This is a genomic window from Pectobacterium peruviense, from assembly GCF_003312355.2.
Lineage (GTDB): Bacteria > Pseudomonadota > Gammaproteobacteria > Enterobacterales > Enterobacteriaceae > Pectobacterium > Pectobacterium peruviense.
On record NZ_CP161826.1, the window covers coordinates 3,322,863 to 3,349,651 of the forward strand.

Sequence of the window (26,789 nt, forward strand, 5' to 3'; positions counted from 1 at the left end):
TTATCGCAACCATGGTTTTACAAAAAAAATAATATATAACATGCAAATAGTATAGTTAATTAAATAAGCCAAATTGGCACCTAGAACACCGAACATAGGAACAAAAATATATGACAAAGATACAAAAATAACAGAAAAAATAATTTCGGTTGAAATAAACCATTTAGTACAACCACGAGACAGCATAGGATAGGCATACAGCCAGCTAATTATTTTAATTACATCCCCTATCAACTGAATTGCGAAAAGGTCTCGAGATGAACGAAACGCCTCAGTGAATAATACTGTAATAACGAAATCTCGTAGCAGGTAAATGGAAAATGCCATTAACCCAACAAGCGGTAAAATTACTTTTACGGTTTGGTTAATTTCATTGCGTATCGATGCAGGATCTTTTAGAGACGATAACTTTGGCAAATAATACGTACCCAAAGCCATTGTAATAACCCCGAGGTATACTTCTGATATCTTCCATACTGCCTGCCATTGTCCAGCTTGTTCCCATCCGACCTCTGCGACTAAAATTTTACGAACCAACACTAATGCGATCGGTACCGTTAACGCAGTGGTGATCGCCATCAGGATATAACCGCCGATAGCCTTACGTTGTGTACTTACGTTCCATTGCCACCAATAGCGAACTTTCAACCAAGGTTGGCGTAATGATGAAAGCAACATGACAACACCGATAAGGCCTGTTTGCATTGATGCCGCTAACAAAGCACCCTGCAAGTTATGTTTAGCTATAAGGATTACCATCACTGTACCAGATATAAATACAGCTCCGGCTCCCATAAGAACATAGCGTATATATAATTGCTGACCATTAATTATTGAATTAATTAAATTTCCTATAACAGCAAAAGGAAGCACCATCACGGTAACGATTATTAGCCAAGAATATCCGCTACTGGAGAATAGCCATTGGGAAAGATGCTCAGATAGCAATAATCCCAACGGCATTATTACTCCCAACAGGACCACAGCCCACTGCAAACTTGCGCTCCACCACGGGGCACAAGCCTCAAATCCTTTATCTTTATGCTCAGCTGTATAGCGTATTACCCCAGCGCCAGTTGAGGCATTAACTATCCCAGTAAGTGATGCAACCGTACTTTGCACTTGTCCTAACAACGCGATGCCAGTAGGACCCGTATACACTGCTACAACTTTAGCAATTACGAATCCTACTAGCATCCTCATAATGGTAAGTCCAGCAGTCATCGCGGTTACTTTAAATATTTTTTTCATACAGAAAACCATTAATTTTTTCAATAACGTAATTGACTTGGTCATTCTGCATCGTCGGATCTATTGGTAACGATAATACTTCCTGATGAATGCTCTCTGTGATAGGAAAAGAATTCTTGTTAAAGCAAGTATATGCTTTTTGTTTGTGGGGAGGGATTGGATAATGAATTAGTGTTTGTATCTGATTTTCTTCCAGATAGACTTGAATTTCATCTCGACATTGACATCTCACAACAAATAAATGCCACACATGTGCAGCATCATTAGGAGAAGATGGTAATGTTATATGCACATTCTTAATGCCATTCATGTACATATTAGCAATTTCTTTCCTTCTAGAGTTCTCTTTATCCAAATAGCTGAGTTTTACATGTAACATAGCTGCTTGAATTTCATCCATGCGGCTATTAACACCACGATATATATTTTCATATTTTTTGTGAGAACCATAGTTTCTCAGTGCTCTTACTGTTTGTTCTAGTTCATCGCTATTAGTTGTAATAGCACCTGCATCACCTAATGCACCTAAATTCTTACCAGGATAAAAACTAAATCCCGCCGCATCTCCCCAGTTGCCAACTTTACGACCGCTGATACTAGCTCCATGGGCCTGGGCACTATCCTCTAGAACTAATAAATTATACTCATTTGCTATGTCTATTAATTCTGGCATAGGGGATATCAACCCATATAAATGCACAGGTAAAATGGCCTTAGTCTTAGAACTAATAGCCGCCCTAACATTATCTGGACATAAATTGTAAGTTGAGGGATTAGGTTCAACAAGAATTGGCGTTAAGTTATTTTCAGTAATTGCCAAAATAGATGCTATATAAGTATTAGCAGGAACGATAACCTCATCACCATCCTTCAGTTTTCCAAGCTCTCTCCAGGCCCGCAATACAAGAACTAATGCGTCCAATCCATTAGCCACCCCAATAGCATGTTTTGTACCACAATATTTAGCAAATGATTTTTCAAAATCATTTAGCTCAGGACCATTAATATACCAACCAGAATCAATTACTCTTGAACATGCCTCTTTTAATTCATTCTTATATTGCTCATTAATACTTTTCAAATCTAAAAAATTAATCATCTATATCATCCGCCGTTTTAATCGCTCTAGCAGGGTTACCAATAACAACACTGTTTGGAAGGACGTCCCTAGTAACCACCGAACCAGCCCCAACAATACAATTCTCACCTAAAACTAAGCCAGGCAATATAGTTGCGCCCGCCCCTATTGATGCACCTTTTTTTATTATTGTATTCAAAAACTTTTCAGGAATTTGTTTTGAACGAGGTCTTTTATCATTAGTAAATGTCACATTAGGCCCCACAAAGACATTATCCTCTATACGCACCCCATCCCAAATATATACTCCACATTTTATAGTAACATTATCACCAATAATTACATCATTCTCTATAAAAGTATGGGCGCAAATATTACAACTCGTTCCAATCACAGCATTCTTTAATATAACAGAAAACTGCCAAACATTTGTTTTTTCACCGATATTACTAGAGCAAACATCGCTAAGGGGATGAATAAACATTATTCTACACCTTAATTAAACCGATGAATTCATCATAATTTCTTATATAATCTGATTCATCATAGAATCTGTCAGCCAATACCATTAGCACACAATCCTCTGAAAAATCATACATTTCCCTCCACACAAAAGATTCAATTAATAACCCCTGTGCCGGGTTGTCTAATAGTAACTCTATCTTTTCACTGCCATCATCAAGTAAGAACCGACATGAACCACGTACCGCTACTACTGCCTGTTTAAGTTCTTTGTGTGCATGAAAGCCGCGTCTGACATTTTTTTTTGTGCTAAATAAATAATAGACACGTTTAATCTCAAAAGGAATGTTTTGATCCTGCTCTAGAGCAATCAAAGAACCTCTATCATCACCATGAGTCTGAAGTTGAATTATTTTAATCTGCATAGAGAGTTACTTCCTTAGGCTAAATAATCACTATTTAAAGCAATCTGCATTCTTTATGAAAGATGCGTTTTTATCTTTTTCAGATAATAGAACAGTGCTTAGAGGCCAAATTATATTTAAGTCTTGATCATTCCATCTAATGCTTCTTTCGCTTTGAGGAGAATAATAATTTGTAGCCTTATAAAGAAACTCAGCCGACTCACTCAGCGTAACAAACCCATGGGCAAATCCTTCGGGAATCCAGAACTGACGCTTATTTTCTGCAGATAAATGAACTCCGACCCACTGACCAAAGGTTGAAGACGGCTTACGGATATCTACTGCTACATCGAAAACCTCACCCTCAACACATCTGACCAACTTACCTTGTGCATGTGGCGCTAATTGATAGTGTAATCCTCTAAGAACCCCCTTAGTTGACTTAGAGTGATTATCCTGTACAAAATTAACTGAAAAACCTATACCCTCTTCGAATTTATTCTGGTTAAAGCTCTCAAAGAAAAAACCTCTATCATCGCCGAAAACGTCAGGTTCTATAATTTTAAGATCTGGTATTTTTGTATCAATGATTTTCATAATTAATCACTTATTTATATAAATAGATATCTTCTAATGCGCGAATCCAGTCACTAGGTTTTATTTTAAAGGTATGATTTATTTTTTCACAGTTAAGCTTAGAAAAATTCGGACGCTGTGCCGGGGTCGGATAATCTTGAGTGGTTAGTTGAGATAAAGTCGGCTTCTTATCTAAGACCATTTTTTCAATAGCTATCGAGAAAATTTTATCGGCAAACTCAAACCAACTGACATAAGGCATCCCACTAAAATGGAATATTCCCCATTGATTAAAATCATGGGATTGTGTTTTTTCAGCGATCAAAATTAATGCATCCGCTATATCGCCGGCATAAGTAGGTCCACCAAATTGATCAGCGACTACCCCTAATGTATCGCGCTCCTTTCCAAGCCTTAACATCGTTTTGACAAAATTATTCCCGTCTTCACCAAATACCCATGCAGTTCGCAAAATAATATGGCGCTGACATGCATTTGCAACAGCTAACTCACCTTCTAACTTACTTCTACCATATATGCTCTTTGGGTCTACAGCATCAGATTCTACATACGGTTTTTCGTTTTCCCCGTTAAACACATAATCCGTAGAGATATGTAATATTATAGCACCGGTACTTTGTGCTGCCTCTGCCAGGTATAAAGGACCATCGCGATTGATCCCATAAGATAACTCGACCTCCTGCTCTGCTCTGTCAACAGCGGTATGAGCTGCGGCATTAATAATTACATTCGGCTTAAAGCCTTCTACTGTTTTAAAAATAGCTTCCCTATTTGTAATGTCCAATACATCTCGGTCCATTGCCAATATTTCCGCCTTTCTATTTAACCGTTCTACCAGACGGCTGCCAACTTGACCATTCGCGCCTGTAATTAACACTTTCATTTTAACTCTCACAAATTGGCAGATTTAAGCAAAGATATTAAGTACTGTCCATAGTCATTCTTAAGCATCGGCTCAGCGCGCTTGGCGAGCTCTTCACCACTCAACCACCCTTTTCTCCATGCGATTTCTTCAAGGCACGCTATTTTAAGTCCTTGGACGTGCTCAATGGTTTCAACAAAGGAAGATGCTTCATGCAGACTTTCGTGAGTACCAGAATCAAGCCATGCGAAACCTCGTCCTAACAATTCAACATCTAAGCTACCATCATTCAGATACATTTGATTTACAGCAGTAATTTCCAGTTCACCACGGCTGGAAGGTTTAACCGCTTTCGCAAAATCAATTACACGATTGTCGTAAAAGTAAAGCCCAGTAACCGCCCAATCAGATTTAGGTTTTTTCGGTTTCTCCTCGATTGAGAGCACTTTGTTATTATCATCAAACTCGACAACACCAAAACGTTCTGGATCTTTTACACGGTAACCAAATACGGTAGCACCGCTATCATTGCTAGCAGCCTGAGCCAAGGTTCGCGAGAAAGATTGACCATAGAAAATATTATCACCAAGAACCAGACAACATTTATCGTTACCAATAAAAGACTCACCTATAATAAAGGCTTGTGCTAGCCCATCAGGACTCGGTTGAACTGCGTACGTAATATTGATGCCGTATTTTGAACCATCACCTAACAAACGAAAAAAAGAAGAACTGTCTTCTGGAGTTGTAATAATTAACACATCACGGATATTCGCAAGCATTAATGTCGACAGCGGATAATAAATCATTGGTTTATCATAAATGGGCAAAAGCTGTTTTGAAACACCAAGTGTAATAGGGTAAAGACGCGTACCTGAACCACCAGCTAAAATAATACCTTTCACTAGTTATCTCCTGAATATAAGCGTTTACGAAAATTGAATTATGCAGCACTCGTAGCGCTATATTTCATTGTTTAATATTCTATGATAAAAAACCTAATCACCATTATTACTTAAACTCTTAGCCCGACCTTCCGAACACATAAAAGTATTAACATTAAACACGTAACATCAATGTTTAACACTAAAGGCTTCAATATTTAAGAACATGCTGAAGATATGTATCACAGGAGGGAAACTGAGGGTAAAGATAGCGATTAAAAATAAAAATATGAATTCCCACTCACTATAGCACCTGCTAAATATCTTAGCAGGTGCTATAAAATCGAATTATTTGTCAGACTTATACTCATAAGTATAGTAATTATAATTACCATATCCATAATAGCTAGCGGCACGCTTAACAATCGCGTTAAGGATTACCCCCTTAATTTCAGTACCATTCTGCTCAAAGCGACGAATACTGACTTCAATTTCTTTTACCGTATTCATCTCAAAACGCGCGACAAGCAGAGAAGTGCCCACATGGCGGCTAATAATTGCGGCATCAGTAACTGCTAAAATTGGGGGAGTATCAAGAAGAACAAGATCGTAATGTTCTCCAGCCCATCTTACAAAATCAGCAAAACGGCTATGCATCAGTAATTCAGATGGATTCGGCGGTACCTGTCCACGGGGTATAAAGTCCATATTCTCTACCGCAGTTTTGCGTACGCTATTCCCTGCATTACACTGACTGGATAAAATATCTGACAACCCATTTGAACCATCAGTCCCCATCAACTCATGAGCATAACCTTTACGCATATCACAGTCGACGATGAGTACGCGCTGTCCTGATTGGGCAATCACCGCCCCTAAATTAGCACTAACGAATGTTTTACCAATCGCAGGGCTAGCACCAGATATCATCAACACATTATTTTTCGCTTCCATCATCGCAAAATGCAGACTGGTGCGCAGGCTTCTGATAGCTTCGATTGCTAAATCTGCAGGATTCCCTACTGCCAACAGATCCGTCGCCCGAGTATTACCTTTCTTGTTTTTATTGCCCAGTAAAGCGCGGTCTTTTTTCTGTTGCCATTCAGAAAGTGGCACGCTGGCATAGACATTTATTCCCAACTCTTCTAATTGCTCAGGTCTTTCAATGCCTTTATGTAATAAAGCTTTGAGTACTACAAATGCGACAGAAATCATTCCTCCTACAATCATCGCAAGCAGCACTACAAGTATTTTTTTTGGTTTAACTGGCTTTATCTGGATCGCCGCAGAGTCAATAATACGCACATTACCTACCGTACTGGCTTTATTGATACTCAGTTCCTGCTGTTTGTTCAGTAATTGCATGTAAACATCTTGCCCCACATTAACATCACGCGTTAAACGCAAGATTTCCTGCTGGGTTTTTGGCATAGCTCCTACTCGTTTATTGACTTTATCACGCTCTTCTTCCAAGATTTTCCGTTTTTCCATCAGTGCACGATACGCAGGATGTTCTCTAGTGTAGAGTTTAGAAATCTCAGCCTCTCTAAAAGTTAATTCATTTAATTGAGATTCTACCGAGACCATCGTATCCAGAACAGCCTTAGCTTCAAGTGACAAATCAACTGATTCGTTATTCTGACGATAGCTGTTTAATTTATTATCAGCTTCATCCAAATTTGAACGAACATACGGAAGCTGTTCTTTCAAAAACTCTAGGCTTTTACCTGCCTCTTCTGATTTACGCTCAACGTTTTGCTGCAAATAGTTTTGACTGATACTATTGAGTATCTTATTCGTTAGCTCTGGCTCCTCGCCTTCATAGCTAAGTGCAAGTACCCCAGTATCTTTTCCTTTATCAGCAACTGTCAGATTATCCAATACAAAGTTAATCGCAGTGATCGTATTAAGTTTTCTCAGATAAAAAGTGGTACCGGCTTCAGCATTGATATCACTGACTAGTAAAGACAAGCCGTTGTGTTTTTTAATTTCTCCTACTTTACCATTAAACTTTATGGCATCACTAACCTCGACAGAATAGTTTTCATTATCAAGAATACGTAGCTCAATATTTTCATCCTGCCAAGATTGAGGAACTTCTAGCCGCGATACAGCAATCTCCTGATGCTCCGCATCCATGATGCGACTAAGTCCTTTGCCAAAGATCGGAAAATATTTCTGTTGAACGTTAACATCCAACGCAAGATCATTAACTGTTTTACCAATTACCATGCGAGATTTGATCAACTCAATTTCTGCTGCTGACTCTGGCTTAGCATCGGGCAAAACGCTAGAAATATCTTTAAGTAGAGAATTCCCAGAGCTTTGCTCCACCTGAATCAACGCATCGGCTTTATAAACCGGCGTGGCTAGCATGGCATACATAATACCTAAAACGGTAAACACCGCCGTCACACCAATAATTAACCAGCGGTTATCCAGCAATGTCCCTAATAAACGCCCTAAATCGATCTCATCTGAATTAGTTTCAGATACTTTTACTGAAGTTTTCTCTGTCATCGGATTCTCTGATGATTAACGATTTAACGCCTGCACCCATTTTTGTGCAGACTGCTCAAGTTGTAAGTAAACGAATTCAAATGCTTCGCGGCTTTTACGGTAGGGATCAGCAATTTCCTGCTGACTAAGCCAATGACCAAATAGCATGGTTTTGCCTCGCACCTCTGGCACCATGCGGCTCACTCCATCAATATGGCCTTTCTCCATCACCAGAATCAGGTCGTACTGGCGGCATAAGGCAGAGGTTAATTGTTGCGCCTCATGCCCTTCGAGAGAAAGATTATGCTGATTTGCCACCTCGGTTGCCATTGCATCGGCGGGCTTTCCTACCAATGCACCTAATCCAGCAGAAGCGATTCTTTTCGTCGGCAAAGCCTGTTTCAACAACCGTTCCCCCGTAGGGGAACGGCAAATATTACCCACGCAGACGACAAGTATTGAATCAAACATAAATTATCTCTACGGCCAAGTACGAATTCGCAGCGAACCCTCGGTCAACTCATTGAACCCAGAAATAGTAGGTACGAGCTGACCAATAACGCGATTCCAGCGAACAATCGGTGCTGTGGTTACATACACGATATCATACGGTTGTAGCTGAAATTCCGTTCCCATCACCATCGCGGTGGCATCTTTGGCATTAAGTTGGTAGATATCTGCCAGTTTAGGACCTTGTGTTCCGCGTAATGAACGAATAACAAAGATCCCCGTAGCATCAGAAAATGTTTGATCCATCCCTTCAGCATTACCTAACGCTTCCGTCAGCGTCATGCCGCTACGGTCCATTTTGAGGGTACTTTGCTTTTTGACTTCACCCATAACGAACACTTTTAGATCGTCGTTACGAGGAATGTAGAGGATATCACTGGGGTAGAGCAGATAGTTTTGTGAAAGGTCGCCATTTTGCATCAGCGCCTGAAGAGAGAGGCGTTGCTCTTTGCCATTGTGGGTCAACACAATATTACGCCAGTCGGCATTTTCCGTCAGCCCGCCAGCTTTGTTAATCGCATCCAGCACCGTTAACGGTACGTTGGTAATCGGCTGCTGCCCCGATGTCGCTACTTCACCCGTCACGTAAGCTTTCTGTGAACGGAAAGCGGCAATACTGACGTCGACCTGTGGCGACTCTATATATTGTGCCAAACGCCCCATAATCTGATCGCGAACTTCGGTGACCGTTTTACCGGCAACACTCACCTTGCCGATATATGGATAAAAAATCGTGCCGTCGGAGTGAACCCAGTTTCCCGTATCTGCCGCGGTACGGTACGTCCCCGCAGGAGTCGTCAGTTCAGGGTGATCCCATACTGTCACCATAATGACATCACCAATACCGATGCGGTATTCATAACCCTGCAGTTCCTTTTCCAAAGCAGGATTAGTTTGCGCAATCAGTGGCTTGGGGCGCATTTTTTCCACTAAATATGGTGTTAACGGGTAAACGTTGACCAGTTTATCGATATTGAAGTCCGCATCTTGCTGCTCAACTACATTTTTACCGCTAGTAGAAAGGTGGGAACCAGGAACCAGGGTACAACCGCTAAGTAGCGCTACCGACACCATCAAGGGCATCAATTTTCGTTTGTGCTTTATCATCCTGTCTATGCCATCGCTCTTGATTGAATATTGCGCAAATCCCTACAAAACAGCCAATTATTATAGAGAATAAATTATTAAATTAACCCGCGGTCTACGGTATAAAATACTAGCAATTCACCGTTTTAACGGCGTGGTGCCATTTTTATCGACGCTCGTTACGCCTGAATTCGTACCCCGCGTTGTTCTACGAAACCATGTCAACACACGCCATATCCGGCTGATCATCCAGAAATAACCGCAGAAAGCCATCATAAATACACTAAACATAATAGACTCAGCGATGCCAATACGCTCGCCTAAAATACCTATAGCTGAAAATAGCATCGCTACAAAAAGAATAACAACCAGAGCCTGATGCGGGGTCAAGCCCGCACGCATTAAGATATGGTGCAAATGTTCACGGTCGGGCTTAAACGGGCTATCACCACGTCGAATACGGCGAACCATAATTGTTACCATATCCATGAGAGGAACAGCGATAAGCCAGAGCGCCGTGACCGGACGAATAACTGCATTTTCCCCCTGCGTCGCCAGCATCAGTAACCATATCACCGTAAAACCGATCAGCGTACTACCTGCATCACCCATGAATACCTTGAATTTCCGCCCCCACAATATACCTAAATTAAGGAGGATATAAGGCAATGTTGCGGCCAGCAGACAGGCGCTCCAGAGTGCTAGCTCATGATGACCACCAAGGTAGAACACAATAGCAAGTGCGCCAAACGTCACACAGGATAGCGCCCCCAGTAAGCCATCAATACCGTCAACCATATTGAAGGCATTGATAGCTCCCCACACAGCAAATAATGTCACCGTGTAGCCAAAGATACCGAGGGCAAGCTCATGTCCGAAGAGAACGTTTCCCAATGTCTCTAAGTACAGCCCTGCATACATCATTAGCGCAGCCACAGCCGCTTGTAATCCCACGCGGGGTAATACAGGGAGATCAAAACGATCATCTAGTACACCAACGACCAAAAGCGTGGTGGCACAAATCATATAGAGAGAGAAATCAGGTAGCCAATCTGGCTGCAGCACATATAAAACCCATAGCGCAAGATAGATGGACACACCGCCAACAAGGGGAATATGGCCTTGGTGCTTTTTGCGTACATTGGGTTTGTCGACTAAACCAACACGGATTGCCGCTTTTCTTGCTAAGAAAAGTGCGGCGAAAGCGCTTAGAAAGATCACTATGAATTCTTGCATTTTTTACACCATCATTAACCGTTGTGTGTTATGCATCAGGCACGCTACCGCCCTTGGCTTGTAGCTACCAATGCACTATCAAAGTACGGCCCCTGTCCTGTGGTTTAAATTTTAGAGCGTTAAGTTACGTATTTATTATGATTTTTATTGTACAGGCAGAGTATACCGTCAACCGGATACCCTTATGGCAACAGATACATCAGACAGTCCAAATCACTCGTAGTGAGGGATATGGCTCAGTCAAAAGAACTAACATAGTATTAACCACCCAAGTGGGAGCACAAGAATAAGATGTTTAGGAAAGGGCTTTTAGGAATAAGACTATGAACATCCATTGTGGCAAACCTCCATAAGTATAAAAAACCGACTAAAAGACTGCAGCCAGCCAGTTCCAGTTATAAAAATCGCTGCTCGAGTGCAAAACCACATAATTATGTGGAGTTTAGCAACGGCGCGTTATTCTATGCTCGGATACATAGCATGATCAAATGTTACGAACTGTATTGCCGTTATACAGCATAAAATTTTGTTTAAGGTCGATAATGGGATTTTTTAACATTAGTCAATCTTAACCTGACCTAATACACATAAAAAACGTACAAAAATACGCCATAGTTTCTACTGACGGCACCGCACGCTAAAGAATATCCCTGCAAATTCTGGTTCATCTGTGCACGCCCTGATACGCTATCGGGGTTATGTTCATTTAAAGGTGAAAAAATAGATATGGAGTGGATCGCTGATCCAACGATATGGGCCGGGTTGGCCACGCTGGTTGTCCTAGAACTGGTTCTGGGCATTGATAATCTTATCTTCATTGCCATTCTGGCTGAGAAATTACCAAAAGAACAACGCGATAAAGCCAGGGTCGTCGGCCTGCTTCTTGCCCTGATTATGCGGCTGGGCTTGCTGGCGTCTATTTCCTGGCTGGTATCGTTGACGACCCCCCTCTTCACATTCCTTGAACATACCTTCAGCGCTCGAGATGTCATCATGCTGATTGGCGGGCTATTTCTACTCTTTAAAGCCACCATGGAGCTCAACGAGCGTCTCGAAGGAAAGGATGAAGATCAGCAAGCCCAACGTAAAGGGGCACGTTTCTGGCCGGTAGTCGCTCAGATAGTGGTACTGGATGCGATATTCTCGCTGGATTCCGTGATCACCGCCGTCGGCATGACCGACCATCTGCTGGTCATGATGTCCGCCGTGACGATTGCTATTCTCCTGATGCTGCTGGCCAGCAAGCCACTGACCCGTTTTGTCGCGGAACACCCGACCATCGTTATCCTGTGTCTCAGCTTCCTGTTGATGATTGGTTTCAGCCTAGTGGCGGACGCCTTTGGTTACCACATCCCCAAAGGCTATCTCTACGCTGCGATAGGTTTCTCGGTACTGATCGAGATGTTAAATCAAGTTTCCCTGTTTAACCGCCGACGCTTTCTTTCTTCTACGGTTCCGCTACGCCAGCGCACCGCAGAGGTTGTTTTGCGTATTTTGCGCGGCAATCATGAAGAAGCTGAGCTGGACAATCAAACCTCGTCGATGATTGCCGACAACACCCGAGCAGGCCGGGAGGTTTTCAATATCCAGGAACGCCGGATGATAAAGCGGGTATTGGGGCTGGCACAGCGAACCATCAGCAGCATTATGACGTCGCGGCATGATATTGAGTCGGTTGAGTTGGATACTACGCAGGGTGCGCTTGCTAAGCTGTTAACGACCAACCAGCATTCTCGGCTCGTGGTCACCGACAGCAATACCTCTGACGAGCCGCTGGGCATCATAAATGTTGCCGATTTACTACAGCAGCAGCTAAACCGCGAGCCGTTTAATCCACGCATTCTGATCCGTCAGCCGCTGGTGTTCCCCGAACAACTCTCGCTTTTGCAGGCGTTAGAACAGTTTAGAGAAGGAAGGACACATTTTGCGTTTGTCGTTGATGAGTTTGGTTCAATGGAAGGTATTGTCACATTAAGCGACGTGATGGAAACCATCGCAGGTAACCTACCGCGCGAAGGTGAAGATCGCGATGCGCGCCACAGCGTTCAGCAAAATGACGACGGCAGTTGGACCGTAAACGGCTATATTCCGCTGGAAGATCTGACGATGTATGTTCCGCTGACGCTGGATGAAAAACGCGAATACTATACGTTGGCAGGGCTGCTGATGGAGCACACGCAGCGGGTTCCGCAAGTGGGCGATACATTATCAATCGATAATTACCAGTTCACTATTCTGGCGGTAGAAAGCCATCGTATCGTGGAGGTCCGCATCACGCCGAACGACGAGCCACAGACTGATTTTGAAGTGTGATGATGACGATCTAGCACAGCCGACAGCATATCCGTACTTACAGCCCCTTCCAGAACGGTAGGGGCTGCTTGCTATGTGTTATCAGGCAGGTATCATAATTTCTGTGGCAATCACCACCACAATCAGCCCAACCAGCACCGGAACCGATGTGCGTTTCACCACTTCAAACGGCGATATTTTCGCCATCCCCGCCACCGCAACTACCACGCCGGATACCGGGGAAATGGTACGGCCTAAATTGGAAGCCTGAAGCATCGGAATGGCCAGATAGGCAGGGTTGATACCCATTTGCGATGCCAGTTTCGGAATCAGCTCAACAAACGCATAAAATGGCGCATTGCCTGAACCTGTCGTCATCGCTGCCAGCATCGTGATTACCACCAGCACGAGCATAATCACCAACCCACCGCTGCCAAATGACTGCGCGAGGCTAATCAGTCCGCTGATAAAACCAATCGTGCCAAGCCCCTGAGCAAAGACACCGGCCGCGACCAGCAGAATTACGACGCTAGAGAAAGCATCTGCCATGCCACGATAAGCGACATCCAGCCCATCAAATACTTTTTGAGCATTGAACGAACGGACAAATTCCAACACCGCGGCCAGCACCATACAGATAACCAGTACGGTGATAATGTGAAGCTCCGGCCCCCATTTACCATCAAAGACCAGTACGCCTATGATCGGCGTAAACGGCAGAATGGCGTAAAAACGCGGGGCATTCGTCGTGATTTCGCTGACATCCAGAATCTCATGGCTAACATTCGCTTTGTTGTCCAGATAGCGCTGCCAGAAGAAATGCGCGACGGCCATGCACATGATAGCAATGATGGAAATCGGTAGCGTGGCCTTAAAGGCAAAATCCACTAATTTCATCTGCGATGCCTGTGCAGCAAGCACCACATCGCCCGACGTTGGCGACAGGATCAACGCCACAGGGGATGCGCAGATTGCCGCAGCCGCGCCGCGGCTAATACCGACGTTCACCATGACAGGGAACAGCGTTGCCATCAATAACACGCCCAGCCCAGTGGCTGATGACACCGCCAGCGACATCAGACACGCGACAAAATAGGCCGCAATCATCAGCAAATAAGGCGAGTTGATCATTTTAAGCGGGCGTGAAACCAGCTTAACGACGACATCATTCGCCCCGATGTGCGTCATGTAAGCCGCAAAACCACACAGCACCATAATCATCATGCCGAGATCGCCACCACGGCTCATCAGCAAAATTTTTACGTATTCAACAATATCCGTCGCACTCCAGCCCGTCGCCTTCGCACTGGCTGGCAATATGTTTTTCCCCAGCATGGCACTGATTGCCAAGAGTAATAGGCCCCCCACCAGCAACACGCCAGTCGCGGAGTACCCTTTTATAATGTAACGACCAACCAGAATCGTTACAGCAACACCAATCAAAAGTTCGAGCATAGTGAGTTTCGATACCTGAGTAATAAATTATCTGACAGAAATTCCCCGGCAGCGGAGTCGCACCGCACCGAAAACAGGGAGCGGAGTTTACTGCTTTAGAAAATAAAAAAAGAGAAAAATATCAATATGCGGAGTTAAAAAAGAGACATCATGCACAAAGTTTGTCTGGGGAAAGGTGGCAGATAAGGAAAGGTATTAGGGAGAAGCCGCCGATTTGCTGACAGGAAACAGCAAATCGGCCCAGAACGCAGCGCGTCTGAAAATTAAAGGCGATCGAGCAATTGCTTCAGATCTTTGCCCTTCTGGTTTTGCTGATTTTGGCTTGCCCAGTCATTTAGGCGTTTCTTCAACTCGTCCTGTAGACGTTTACGCAACAATTGATCCACCTGTAGCTGGTAGTTCAATTTATCCCACTCGCCATAGACGCGTAATGGGATCGCGGTATTTTTCAGCACGCTGACCAGTTGCTCATCGCCCTGCCACCCCTGCGTGATAGAGACATTCAAATTGACGTCACACGTCTGAGCTGGCAAATCGAATTGGCCGACACCGCTTAGTGACAGCAACTCTGAGCGACCATTGAGTTCGGTAAGACGCAACTTACCCGCGTTCAACTGTGCTTTTCCGGTCAGTTGTTGCAGTTCGGTATAACGCTCGTAGCGCTCTTGCCCACGTACATTTCCGTTGCTACGCGCCACGGCCATCTGCACCATTTGCTGGATATTTAAGCCCTGTAGACGCACATTATTGGCTTGCAGCGTCGCCGTTCCTTGCCATTGTTGGAGCAATGCAGGAAGCGCAAAGCTATTGCCACTAAATTGTCCCGCCATCGACAATTTTCCGCTGACCGTCTCAGCAGGCAGCGCAAACGCGGACATCAACTGAGACAGTTCAATATTCTTGAGATCTGGCCGTAACGTAATGTTAGTTGATGATTTTGTCACGACTTTAGCGGGTAATGAGAAATGTCCGTCCCCCAGTTCGCCACTTAAAGTAGTGATGTCTAATAACCCTGGCTGATTGTCCGCCCGTAGCGCAAATTGTCGCACATCCAGTCCACGGTAAATCAGTGATGCGGCCTGTAACGACAGACGAGCAGTGAATTGCTGTAGGCTATCTTCTGGCTTAGCTGCACCACTTTCATTTGAAATAACGGGAGCAGATGGTTTAACAGCCACCGTAGGAGCGTTGTTCTCTTTGACCGACGCGATCCCCAGCAGAGAATCCAAATCCAGTTTTTCAGACAACAGATCCAATTCATAATGCGGGATATCACCCAGCGTCACACTACCCGCCCCAGATAACTGGCTATTATTGGTGTTGAGTGAAAGCTGGCTAAACGTGATTTTTTCAGGCTGCTGTTGATAACTCGCCAGTACACTTCCCGTTCCGCTGATACCATTTGCCGGTATCCCTGCCCCTTGGAGCTGATAATCCAGTTTGGTGATATTCGCATTGACCTGCTGAGGAAAATGTAGCAAATCGACATCTGCGGCGAGAGAGAAGGCAATATCGCGCTGATCGCGATTGATACGGCTAGATAATTCGATATTGATCTGGCGATCGCTGCTCTGCTCCATCGCAAGATTAATATCGCGAACATTAATCTGTTCATTATTACTACGTTGTAGAATCAACAGACTATCGGCAACTTTTATCTTATCGATATCCAGCCGCCAGCGTCGTTCTTCAGATGGAGCCTGCGAACCTGAAGGAGCAATGGGCGCATTGTTCGACTGTTTGGCCTCACTTTCCGGCGTCAGGCGAATAATCGCTCCTTTTAGCATCACCTGTTTGACTGCTAGCTTGTGCGACAGCAGCGGCCACAGTTGCACATCAAGGCGCATATTCTCAGCGCTGACAATAGGCGCACTCGAACCCGGCGCACTTAATGACATACCGCCAGATAAAATACTCAGCTGCGGCCACACATGCCAACGCAGATCGCCATCCAATTGCAAACGATAGCCGCTACGTTCCTCAACCTGCTTCACCATGTAAGCGCGGAAGTCATTTGGATTAACCAGTACGACCAAGGCCGTCATTCCTGCCACCAGCACCACAAGCAGAATTGCCAGCGTCGTCAGAAATCTTCTCATGCCATCCTCATTGCGAAACGCACGGCTACCTGTGTTTTACGTTACAGGCCTGTCGCCAAACGCTCAGTCTTTATCGATCCGGCTCGCTACCGCACCCTGTTGATCTTTATACTTGGCATCCTGACGGCGGTTGTACGGACGAGCAGCCGGCCCGGAAAGCGGTTCAAAACTCAGTGCGCCAATCATCATGCCGGGGCGTAACGCCAACGGCAACTTACCTGAATTATAGAACTCCAGCACGATTCTTCCTTGCCAACCTGGATCGATACGGTGCGCGGTGACATGGACCATCAATCCCAGACGGGCTAACGAAGAACGACCATCCAGCCAGCCAACCAAATTATCCGGCAACGTTACGGACTCAAGCGTCACTGCCAGTGCTAATTCTCCCGGATGCAGGAAGAATGCCTCACCTTCCGGCAAATTAATTTCATCACTCATGACGCGATCCAGCGCCGCGCTGACTTCATCTTTCGGGCCGCTTAAGTCAATGAAAGCCGCAGTGTGTCCGCGGAAGACGCGAAACTGATTTCCCAAACGAACATCAACTGTCGCACCACTGATCCTCTCAGTTGGCGGACGGGGCGTAATCACCAGTCGGCCATCATCCAGCCAGGCTTCAATGTCACGGTCACACAGTCTCATCTTATTCTCCATTCGACACCGGTATCTATCAGATAAACCTCATCCATACCCGTCATACTTCACGCTACTTATGCGTTGGCGGCTATTACTCACCCCAGTCACTTACCTGAGTAAGCTCTGGGGATTCGCTCGATTGCCGCGTTACAAGGCCATACGGCCTTGTCCTAAAGGACCAACGCAGAGCGTTGTTCAAAACGCTCACGTTTTGTCACGCAACCTGAATGATTCAGGACATATTATTCAAAAAACTGGCTTATCTTGGCTTTCAAAATATCAATCGCAATGCGGTTTTTCCCGCCGCGCGGCACGATAATATCGGCATACTGCTTAGAGGGTTCAATGAATTGCAGGAACATCGGGCGCACGGTCTTTTGATACTGTTCCATCACGGAGTCCATTGAACGGCCACGCTCATTAACGTCGCGACGCATACGGCGCAGCAGGCAAATATCCAGTGGCGTATCGACAAAAATAGAAAAATTCATCTCATTGCGCAGGCGCGCATCCGTCAGCAGCAGGATACCTTCCAGGATAATGACCTTTTTCAGTTCAATATGCACTGTTTCCTGTTTACGGGTGTGCTCGACGTAGCTGTACTGCGGGACTTCGATGGCCTGACCCGATTTCAGCATCTGTAAATGCTTGATTAGCAGGCTGTGATCCATCGAGCTTGGGTGGTCATAGTTGGTTTTTACTCGCTCTTCCATGGTCAGGTGGCTTTGATCTTTATAATAACTGTCCTCAGATATCACCCCGATATGCTGATCACCAACCTGATCGCGCAATTCACGATACAAGGTGCTGGAAATAAGACTTTTACCCGAAGCGGACGCTCCTGAGATCCCGATGATGACGCACTGGTGAGACTGATCAGTCATGGTATTAACGACCTGATTAACATAAATAAAAGAGAGGGGAATGCGCCAACAGGCGCTTTGACGCGGCAATTATAGGGAGTTAGCCCCCTTCACGCCACCCTTTCCGCGTATTGCGTCAGGGGAAACAAGGCACTGATGCAGTCAACAAGCCGGGACGATGCCCGGCATTGATAGAAGCGTTACAGCGCTCGGAAAGAAATCTCACTGGGGATAACGTTCCCCTGCCAGTAGAGTTGAGCGGCAACCTGTCCCGCCAGTTCACGGTACAGAGAAGTAAACTCACTGTCCGGCTGGCTAACCACAGTCGGCTCACCACGGTCAAGGTCTTCACGCAGGGAAATATGTAGAGGAAGCTGACCTAACAGAGAACAGTGATATTTTTCCGCCAGCTTCTGCGCACCGCCCGTTCCGAAGATCGGTTCCAGATGACCACAGTTGCTGCAAATATGTACGCTCATGTTCTCAACGATACCCAGCACCGGCACGCTGACTTTTTCAAACATCGCGATGCCCTTCATGGCATCCATCAGCGCGATATCCTGTGGCGTCGTCACGACAACCGCACCGGTGACAGGAATACTCTGCGCCAGCGTCAGTTGGATATCACCCGTGCCCGGCGGCATATCTAACACCAGATAATCCAGATCCGGCCAGAGCGTATCCTGTAGCAATTGCAATAACGCTTTACTGGCCATCGGGCCACGCCACACCATCGCATTATCGTCCGTCACCAGATAACCAATCGAGTTGGTTGCCAGGCCATGCGCGATAATCGGCGCCATGTGTTGACCATCAGGCGACGTTGGACGCTCACTGGCAGAACCCAGCATGGTCGGAATAGAAGGGCCGTAGATATCGGCATCCAGAATGCCCACATTCGCACCTTCTGCAGCCAATGCCAGCGCCATGTTGACCGCCGTACTCGATTTGCCGACCCCACCTTTACCAGAACTGACGGCAATGATGTTTTTCACGCCCTTCACGCCAGCCTGATCGTTAACCCGGCGCAGCGTAGCGATATCGTGCGTTAAGCGCCATTCGACTGCCTTCGCGCCTGATAAGCGTAATAACTCATCGCTAACCGTTTCTTTTAATACTGCCAAACCACTGAGCCAGACAAACGGCATCGTCAGTTCGATGTGCAAGACATTATCCAGCAACGCACAATGGCGTAGCGCATTCAGTGTCGTCAGATTGTTTTTCAGTGTCGGGTGCTGAAAAGTAGATAAAACCCCGGTGACCATCGCACGCAATGCTTCAGGACGTTGTTCGGGGACTGTAGCGTTCATTCCGGCTCCTTGAAATTCTCATATTTTACCGTTGAGATCGTGTATAGCATATCAGAGCCATAGTCACCTGACGCCCTTCGGCATCAAAAACGTGGAAACGCTACGCAAAATAGAATCTGCCAGGGTGTTTCCTGCCGTTTTTACTCACGCCAGCGGTTTACGCAGCAAGGCGCTATCGGTTAACATCGATCTCCCTCTATTCACAAAAGAAAGCAAGTTCCTCATGACTCAAGTCGCAAAGAAAATCTTGGTAACGTGCGCGCTGCCTTACGCTAATGGTTCGATTCACCTCGGTCATATGCTTGAACACGTTCAAGCCGATATCTGGGTTCGTTACCAGCGAATGCGCGGCAACCAGGTTCACTTTATCTGTGCGGACGACGCTCACGGCACGCCGATCATGCTGAAAGCACAGCAGATGGGGATTGCGCCAGAACAGATGATTGCAGCAATGAGTCAGGAGCATCAACAGGACTTTGCCGGCTTCAATATCAGTTATGACAACTACCACTCTACGCATAGCGAAGAGAACCGTGAGCTGTCAGGCCTGATTTATGGTCGTTTGAAAGAGAACGGTTTTATTAAAAACCGCACGATTTCTCAGTTGTACGATCCAGAGAAAGGTATGTTCCTGCCGGATCGTTTCGTTAAAGGCACCTGCCCGAAATGTAAGGCTGCCGATCAATATGGCGATAACTGTGAAGTGTGTGGCGCAACCTACAGCACAACGGAGCTGATCGAACCGAAGTCCGCGGTTTCTGGTGCGACGCCGGAGATGCGTGAATCAGAACACTTCTTCTTCGATCTACCGGCTTTCAGCGACATGCTGCAAGCCTGGACACGTTCTGGTGCATTGCAGGAGCAAGTCGCCAACAAGATGCAGGAGTGGTTCGATTCTGGTCTGCAACAGTGGGACATTACCCGCGATGCGCCATATTTTGGCTTTGAAATCCCTGATGCGCCGGGCAAGTATTTTTACGTCTGGCTAGATGCACCAATCGGCTACATGGGCTCGTTCAAGAACCTGTGTGACAAACGTGGCGATCTGAATTTCGATGATTTCTGGAAGAAAGACTCAGACGCGGATTTGTATCACTTCATCGGTAAAGACATCGTTTATTTCCACAGCCTGTTCTGGCCAGCCATGTTGGAAGGCAGCGGTTTCCGTAAACCAACCAATCTGTTCGTGCATGGCTATGTTACGGTCAACGGCGCCAAGATGTCTAAATCACGCGGCACCTTCATTAAAGCAGGCACCTACCTGCAACATCTGGATGCCGATTGCCTACGCTATTACTACGCCGCAAAACTGTCTTCTCGCATTGATGACATCGACCTCAATCTGGAAGATTTCGTCCAGCGCGTGAATGCGGACATCGTGAACAAGGTTGTGAATCTGGCATCGCGTAATGCGGGTTTCATCAGCAAACGCTTTGACGGCAAACTGGCGGACAAGCTGGCCGATCCTGAGCTGTACAAGACCTTCACCGACGCTGGCGCCAGCATTGCGGAAGCCTACAACAGCCGTGAATCCGGGCGTGCCATTCGTGAGATCATGGCACTGGCGGATATCGCCAACCGCTATGTTGACGAACAAGCTCCTTGGGTGGTGGCGAAAGCAGAAGGTCGGGATGCCGATCTGCAAGCTATTTGCTCAATGGGCATTAACCTGTTCCGCGTATTGATGACGTACCTGAAGCCAGTTCTGCCTGCGCTGACGCAACGTACAGAAGCCTTTTTGAACACGGAACTGAGCTGGGATGCTATCACTACCCCGCTGCTGAGCCATCAGGTTAATCCATTCAAAGCGCTGTTCAACCGCATCGATCTGGATAAAGTCAGCGCAATGGTTGACGCCTCTAAAGAAGACATGGTCACAGCGCAAAACGTCGTATCTGGCCCGTTGGCTGACAACCCAGTGCAAGACACCATTAACTTTGACGATTTTGCCAAAGTCGATATGCGTATTGCACTCATTAAGCAAGCCGAGCTTGTTGACGGCTCTGACAAGCTATTGCGTCTGACGTTGGATCTGGGCGGCGAAACTCGCCAGGTCTTCTCAGGCATTCGTGAGGCTTATCCCGATCCAGCGAAACTGGAAGGCCGTTTAACTGTGATGGTCGCCAATCTGGCTCCACGTAAAATGCGCTTCGGCATATCAGAAGGTATGGTGATGGCAGCGGGTCCGGGCGGGAAAGATATCTTCCTGCTGAGTCCGGACAGCGGTGCTCAACCTGGTATGCAGGTCAAATAAAAACCACATCAAGCCGGATTCTTATCCGGCTTTTTTTTTGCAACAATTCCGCCACAAATATCCGCTTATTCCCCTCCGACCGATTCGTCGCTCCGCATAATTTGTAACCATGAAATAACAAAAACGTTATGTATTACAATATACAGCGCATAAAAAAAATACCTCTTTGTAGGTGTAATGGGGATTTAAATACTTAAATTTTGATTTTGCGCAAAGCCCACAAATTGTGTGTTGTTAAATTGCTCGCAACAAAAATGACACATAATTACACAGGGAAACTAATGCAACTGAATAGAAGAGGTTTCTTTAAAGTTTGCGCGGGGGGGATGGCTGGAACCACTCTCGCGGTATTAGGCTTTACACCCACGGAAGCAATGGCATCAGTACGTCAATACAAACTGTTACGAGCGAAAGAGACGCGTAACAACTGCACATACTGTTCGGTCGGTTGTGGTGTGCTCATGTATAGCTTGGGCGATGGCGCCAAGAATGCAAAACCCTCCATTTTTCATATCGAAGGTGATGCGGATCATCCAGTCAGCCGCGGCTCCCTTTGCCCGAAAGGTGCGGGCCTGGTCGACTACATCCACAGCGAAAACCGCCTGCTCTACCCTGAATACCGCGCGCCGGGCTCAGACAAATGGCAACGAATCAGCTGGGACGACGCGATTGAACGCATCGCGCGCCTGATGAAAGCTGACCGCGACGCCAACTTCCAACGCACCAACGCGAAAGGCGAAACCGTTAACCGCTGGCTGACGACTGGCATGCTGTGCTCTTCTGCCGCCAGCAATGAAACCGGTGTTCTCGACCAGAAATTTGCCCGCGCACTTGGCATGGTTGCAATCGACTGTCAGGCTCGCTTGTGTCACGGACCTACCGTCGCCGCACTGGCACCGACATTCGGCCGTGGCGCGATGACCAACAACTGGGTTGATATCAAAAACGCCAACGTCATTATCGTGATGGGCGGTAACCCGGCAGAAGCGCACCCGGTTGGTTTCAAATGGGCTGTTGAAGCGAAAACGCACAATAATGCAAAATTGATTGTTGTCGATCCGCGTTTTAACCGTTCCGCTGCCGTTGCCGATCTGTATGCGCCAATTCGCGCGGGTTCCGATGCCGCTTTCCTGCTAGGCATTGTTAACTACCTCATCACACATGAGAAAATTCATCGCGAATATGTGGTGTCCTACACCAGCGCCAGCCTGATCGTGCGTGAAGATTTCAACTTCGACGAAGGCTTGTTCAGCGGCTACGATGAGCAAACTCGCCAATATGATAAATCCAGCTGGCAGTATGAGTTGGATGAGTCTGGCTTTGCCAAACGCGACACCACATTGTCTCACCCACGCTGCGTCTGGAACCTGCTGAAAAAACACGTTTCCCGCTATACGCCGGAAATGGTGACCTCTCTGTGTGGTACGTCAGCCAAAGATTATGAAACCATTTGCCGCACGCTGGCAGAAACCTGTGTGCCAAATAAAACCGCGACGTTCATGTATGCACTGGGCTGGACGCACCACACTAACGGTGCGCAGATTATCCGCTCAGCAGCCATGATCCAGCTTTTGCTAGGCAATATCGGCATGGCCGGTGGCGGCATCAACGCCCTACGCGGTCACTCCAATATTCAGGGCTATACCGACCTCGGACTGCTAACGACAAACTTGCCTGGCTATATGCCGCTGCCGTCAGAAAAACAGCCGGATCTGAAAACCTATCTCACGCAAATTACGCCAACAGCACTGTTGCCCGATCAGGTTAACTATTGGAAAAACACGCCGAAGTTCTTTATCAGTATGATGAAAAGCTTCTACGGCGATCACGCACAGGCTGCGAATAACTGGGGTTATGACTGGTTACCGAAGTGGGATCGTAGCTATGACGTCATGGTGCAAACCGAGCTGATGGTAGAAGGCAAAATGAACGGCTACATCGTTCAAGGCTTTAACCCCGTTGCCGCATTCTCCAACAAGAACAAAGCGACCGAAGCACTCTCCAAACTCAAGTATATGGTCATCATCGATCCGTTGATCACTGAAACGTCCACGTTCTGGCAGAATTACGGCGAATTCAATGATGTGGATACGAAGTCCATTGAGACTGAAGTCTTCCGTCTGCCTTCTTCTTGCTTTGCCGAAGAGAATGGCTCTATCGCCAACTCTGGTCGCTGGTTGCAATGGCACTGGGCGGCGGCCGAGCCACCAGGAGAAGCTCATCACGACGGTAAAATCCTCGGCAAGCTGCTGATGCGCCTGCGTGAACTGTATACCGAAGAAGGCGGGGCTTATTCCGATCCGTTGATGAATATCAACTGGAACTATAAAGACCCGGAAGATCCAACGCCGGAAGAGATCGCCCGTGAAGCCAATGGTATGGCGCTGGCCGACATCTACGACGACAGCGGCAAACTGATCCTGAAAAAAGGCCAGCAGGTTGCTGATTTCTCACAGCTGCGTGATGACGGTACGACGTCAAGTTTCTGCTGGATTTACGCCGGTAGTTGGACGGAAGCCGGTAACCAGATGGATAAACGCGACAATGCTGATGCCGGTCTGGGCTGCACGCCGAACTGGTCATGGTGCTGGCCGCAAAACCGCCGCATCCTCTACAACCGCGCCTCCGCCGACCTGCAAGGTAAACCGTGGGACAGCAAGCGCAAATTGCTGGAATGGAACGGCCAGAGATGGCAAGGCATTGATGTGCCAGATTTCGCCGCCACCGTGCCGCCGGGCAAAGACACCGGGCCGTTCATCATGTTGCCTGAAGGTCTGGCACGTCTGTTCTCTGTGGACAAACTGGTAGACGGGCCGTTCCCTGAGCACTACGAACCGATCGAATCACCTATCGGCACTAACCCGTTGCATCCATCGGTGATTTCCAGCCCGGTAGCGCGTTTATTTGCACGTGATGCGAAAACAATGGGTACAGCGAAGGACTTCCCTTACGTGGCGACCACGTATTCGATTACCGAATTGTTCCGCCACTGGACAAAACATGCGCGTTTGAACGCGATTGTGCAGCCAGAGCAATTTGTTGAGATCGGTGAAAATCTGGCGAAGAGCAAAGGCATCAAAGCGGGCGATGAAGTCAAAGTCTCCAGCAAACGTGGCTACATCAAAGCCAAAGCGGTCGTTACCAAGCGTATAAAAACGCTGGAAATTGCCGGACACAGCGTGGAAACCATTGGTATTCCCTGCCACTGGGGCTTTGAAGGAACCACACGTAAAGGGTTCCTGGCTAATACACTCACCCCGAGCGTCGGCGACGCTAATTCACAAACGCCTGAATACAAAGCGTTTTTGGTTAATGTAGAGAAGGTGTAAGGGTAGCCAACTATGTCAATGCAATCACAAGATATTATTAAACGTTCGGCCACCAACGGTTTTACACCGCCTCCGCATGTGCGTAATGACAAAAGCGAAGTGGCAAAACTGATCGACGTCACCACCTGTATCGGCTGTAAAGGCTGTCAGGTGGCCTGTTCAGAGTGGAATGACATTCGTGACGAAGTCGGCCATAACCTCGGGGTTTATGATAACCCTGCGGATCTGAGCGCTAAATCCTGGACGCTGATGCGCTTTTCCGAAGTGGAAGAGAACGATCGTCTGGAATGGCTGATCCGTAAAGATGGCTGTATGCACTGTAGCGACCCAGGCTGTCTGAAAGCCTGTCCTTCCGCTGGTGCTGTCATCCAGTACGCCAACGGTATCGTCGATTTTCAGTCCGAAAACTGTATCGGCTGCGGCTATTGCATCGCTGGTTGCCCGTTCAATATTCCACGTCTGAATAAAGAAGATAACCGCGTCTACAAATGTACGCTGTGCGTCGACAGGGTTAGCGTTGGGCAAGAGCCTGCCTGTGTGAAAACCTGTCCGACTGGTGCCATTCGCTTCGGTACGAAAGAAGAGATGAAACATCTGGCAGAAGAGCGCATCGCCGATCTGAAAAGCCGTGGTTATGAACACGCCGGTCTCTACGATCCACAGGGCGTGGGCGGTACGCACGTAATGTATGTTTTGCATCACGCGGACAGACCATCGCTCTATCACAACCTGCCGGATGATCCGCAGATTTCGACACCAGTCAATTTGTGGAAAGGCATTCTGAAGCCGCTTTCTGCGCTAGGGTTTGTCGCCACCTTTGCTGGGTTAATGTTCCACTACATCGGTGTGGGTCCGAACACAGAGGAAATGGAGCATGAGCATGAGGGAGAAGATAAAGAAGGGGGAGACAAACATGAGTAAACCAAAAATGATTTTGCGCACCAAGTTTATCGATCGCATCTGTCACTGGATTGTGGTGATTAGCTTTTTCCTGGTCGCGCTCTCAGGGATTGCTCTGTTTTTCCCAACCCTGCAATGGTTGACGCAGACGTTTGGTACGCCGCAAATGGGGCGTATTCTGCACCCGTTCTTTGGCGTGCTGATCGTTATCTGTCTGATCCCGATGTTCTTCCGCTTTGTTAGTCATAACATTCCGAAGAAGCGCGATCTGCCGTGGTTCCTCAACATTATTGAAGTGTTGAAAGGTAATGAACATGAAGTGGCTCAGGTGGGTAAATACAACCCAGGCCAGAAGATGATGTTCTGGAGCATCATGGGGCTGACGCTGGTCCTGCTGATTACCGGGGTTATCATGTGGCGTCCTTATTTTGCTCACCTGTTCCCGATTGATGTCGTGCGCTATGCAATTCTGATTCACGCGGCGGCGGCTATCGTGCTAATCCATGCCATCCTGATCCACATGTACATGGCATTCTGGGTTAAAGGCTCGATCAAGGGCATGATTGAAGGCAAGGTCTCCAAACGCTGGGCGAGTAAGCACCACCCGCGCTGGGCACGTGAAATGGAAGAGAAAGAGACGAAGAAATAATTCACTCTTTCCTCATCTAACAGCTCTCCTTAAATGCCCGCCTCGCGGGCATTTTTCTTTGCATCCGCAGTCAGCACTAATCGTTATAACTTAAATCCAAAAGTCATAATCCTCCCCTCTTTCTCGGCTA

General features: G+C 46.8%; 21 protein-coding genes. 5 read left to right on the forward strand and 16 right to left on the reverse strand.

The genetic code is table 11. The annotated features are described in order from the left end of the window. The 11 genes from DUT67_RS15045 to wecA all read right to left on the reverse strand — a co-directional run bounded on the left by DUT67_RS15045 (position 1) and on the right by wecA (position 10,869). Complete coding sequence (locus tag DUT67_RS15045; protein ID WP_317616503.1) at positions 1-1,296, reverse strand: O-antigen translocase; 1,296 nt, start codon at positions 1,294-1,296, stop codon at positions 1-3. Next, on the reverse strand, positions 1,235-2,350 hold the full coding sequence (locus DUT67_RS15050) for a DegT/DnrJ/EryC1/StrS aminotransferase family protein (protein WP_113627381.1): 1,116 nt from the start codon (positions 2,348-2,350) through the stop codon (positions 1,235-1,237). The genes DUT67_RS15045 and DUT67_RS15050 overlap by 62 nt, the downstream gene beginning before the upstream one ends. Next, positions 2,343-2,813 carry an acyltransferase gene (locus tag DUT67_RS15055; RefSeq protein ID WP_113627380.1) on the reverse strand — a complete coding sequence of 157 codons (471 nt, stop codon included), beginning with the start codon at positions 2,811-2,813 and terminating at the stop codon, positions 2,343-2,345. The genes DUT67_RS15050 and DUT67_RS15055 overlap by 8 nt, the downstream gene beginning before the upstream one ends. 4 nt (positions 2,814-2,817) lie before the next feature. Next, positions 2,818-3,216 carry an FdtA/QdtA family cupin domain-containing protein gene (locus DUT67_RS15060; protein ID WP_113627379.1) on the reverse strand — a complete coding sequence of 133 codons (399 nt, stop codon included), beginning with the start codon at positions 3,214-3,216 and terminating at the stop codon, positions 2,818-2,820. Positions 3,217-3,246: 30 nt separating this feature from the next. After that, positions 3,247-3,792, reverse strand: coding sequence for a dTDP-4-dehydrorhamnose 3,5-epimerase (gene rfbC, locus DUT67_RS15065; protein ID WP_145962313.1), 546 nt, complete (start codon positions 3,790-3,792; stop codon positions 3,247-3,249). 10 nt (positions 3,793-3,802) lie between these two features. Then, complete coding sequence (gene rfbD / locus DUT67_RS15070; RefSeq protein WP_113627377.1) at positions 3,803-4,675, reverse strand: dTDP-4-dehydrorhamnose reductase; 873 nt, start codon at positions 4,673-4,675, stop codon at positions 3,803-3,805. A gap of 8 nt (positions 4,676-4,683) precedes the next feature. After that, positions 4,684-5,559, reverse strand: a complete 876-nt coding sequence (rfbA, locus tag DUT67_RS15075) for a glucose-1-phosphate thymidylyltransferase RfbA (RefSeq protein ID WP_113627376.1) — start codon at positions 5,557-5,559, stop codon at positions 4,684-4,686. 327 nt (positions 5,560-5,886) lie between these two features. Further along, the gene (gene wzc, locus DUT67_RS15080; protein ID WP_113627375.1) at positions 5,887-8,058 is read right to left on the reverse strand and encodes a tyrosine-protein kinase Wzc; all 2,172 of its coding nucleotides are present in this window, start codon (positions 8,056-8,058) and stop codon (positions 5,887-5,889) included. Positions 8,059-8,073: 15 nt separating this feature from the next. After that, positions 8,074-8,508, reverse strand: a complete 435-nt coding sequence (locus DUT67_RS15085; protein WP_113627374.1) for a protein tyrosine phosphatase — start codon at positions 8,506-8,508, stop codon at positions 8,074-8,076. A gap of 9 nt (positions 8,509-8,517) precedes the next feature. Beyond that, positions 8,518-9,654, reverse strand: coding sequence for a polysaccharide export protein (locus tag DUT67_RS15090; RefSeq protein ID WP_113627373.1), 1,137 nt, complete (start codon positions 9,652-9,654; stop codon positions 8,518-8,520). A 117-nt stretch (positions 9,655-9,771) separates the two neighbouring features. Continuing rightward, the gene (gene wecA / locus DUT67_RS15095; protein WP_113627372.1) at positions 9,772-10,869 is read right to left on the reverse strand and encodes a UDP-N-acetylglucosamine--undecaprenyl-phosphate N-acetylglucosaminephosphotransferase; all 1,098 of its coding nucleotides are present in this window, start codon (positions 10,867-10,869) and stop codon (positions 9,772-9,774) included. A 726-nt stretch (positions 10,870-11,595) separates the two neighbouring features. On the opposite strand from wecA, the gene DUT67_RS15100 reads away from it, so the two are divergent. Beyond that, the gene (locus tag DUT67_RS15100; protein ID WP_113627371.1) at positions 11,596-13,182 is read left to right on the forward strand and encodes a TerC family protein; all 1,587 of its coding nucleotides are present in this window, start codon (positions 11,596-11,598) and stop codon (positions 13,180-13,182) included. 81 nt (positions 13,183-13,263) lie between these two features. Here DUT67_RS15100 and dcuC read toward each other — a convergent pair whose 3' ends face one another. The 5 genes from dcuC to apbC all read right to left on the reverse strand — a co-directional run bounded on the left by dcuC (position 13,264) and on the right by apbC (position 19,527). Continuing rightward, entirely contained in the window at positions 13,264-14,616 is a 1,353-nt protein-coding gene (dcuC, locus tag DUT67_RS15105; RefSeq protein ID WP_113627370.1) for an anaerobic C4-dicarboxylate transporter DcuC, read from the reverse strand. A 263-nt stretch (positions 14,617-14,879) separates the two neighbouring features. Next, the gene (asmA, locus tag DUT67_RS15110) at positions 14,880-16,715 is read right to left on the reverse strand and encodes an outer membrane assembly protein AsmA (RefSeq protein ID WP_113627369.1); all 1,836 of its coding nucleotides are present in this window, start codon (positions 16,713-16,715) and stop codon (positions 14,880-14,882) included. A 63-nt stretch (positions 16,716-16,778) separates the two neighbouring features. Beyond that, the gene (gene dcd, locus DUT67_RS15115; protein ID WP_039482649.1) at positions 16,779-17,360 is read right to left on the reverse strand and encodes a dCTP deaminase; all 582 of its coding nucleotides are present in this window, start codon (positions 17,358-17,360) and stop codon (positions 16,779-16,781) included. A gap of 236 nt (positions 17,361-17,596) precedes the next feature. Continuing rightward, positions 17,597-18,238 carry a uridine kinase gene (gene udk, locus DUT67_RS15120; protein WP_011092995.1) on the reverse strand — a complete coding sequence of 214 codons (642 nt, stop codon included), beginning with the start codon at positions 18,236-18,238 and terminating at the stop codon, positions 17,597-17,599. Positions 18,239-18,417: 179 nt separating this feature from the next. Next, positions 18,418-19,527 carry an iron-sulfur cluster carrier protein ApbC gene (gene apbC, locus DUT67_RS15125; protein WP_039290855.1) on the reverse strand — a complete coding sequence of 370 codons (1,110 nt, stop codon included), beginning with the start codon at positions 19,525-19,527 and terminating at the stop codon, positions 18,418-18,420. Positions 19,528-19,750: 223 nt separating this feature from the next. Between apbC and metG the strand changes: the two genes are divergently transcribed. From metG to fdnI, 4 genes are all read left to right on the forward strand, one after another. Next, positions 19,751-21,781: a methionine--tRNA ligase gene (gene metG / locus DUT67_RS15130; RefSeq protein WP_113627367.1), complete on the forward strand. Its 2,031-nt coding sequence runs from the start codon at positions 19,751-19,753 to the stop codon at positions 21,779-21,781. A gap of 281 nt (positions 21,782-22,062) precedes the next feature. Then, positions 22,063-25,110, forward strand: a complete 3,048-nt coding sequence (gene fdnG, locus DUT67_RS15135; RefSeq protein ID WP_113627366.1) for a formate dehydrogenase-N subunit alpha — start codon at positions 22,063-22,065, stop codon at positions 25,108-25,110. Between the two features lie 12 nt (positions 25,111-25,122). Continuing rightward, on the forward strand, positions 25,123-26,031 hold the full coding sequence (gene fdxH / locus DUT67_RS15140; protein WP_014700652.1) for a formate dehydrogenase subunit beta: 909 nt from the start codon (positions 25,123-25,125) through the stop codon (positions 26,029-26,031). After that, positions 26,024-26,659: a formate dehydrogenase-N subunit gamma gene (gene fdnI, locus DUT67_RS15145; RefSeq protein WP_014700653.1), complete on the forward strand. Its 636-nt coding sequence runs from the start codon at positions 26,024-26,026 to the stop codon at positions 26,657-26,659. Before fdxH ends, fdnI begins: the two co-directional genes overlap by 8 nt. Positions 26,660-26,789 lie beyond the last annotated feature (130 nt).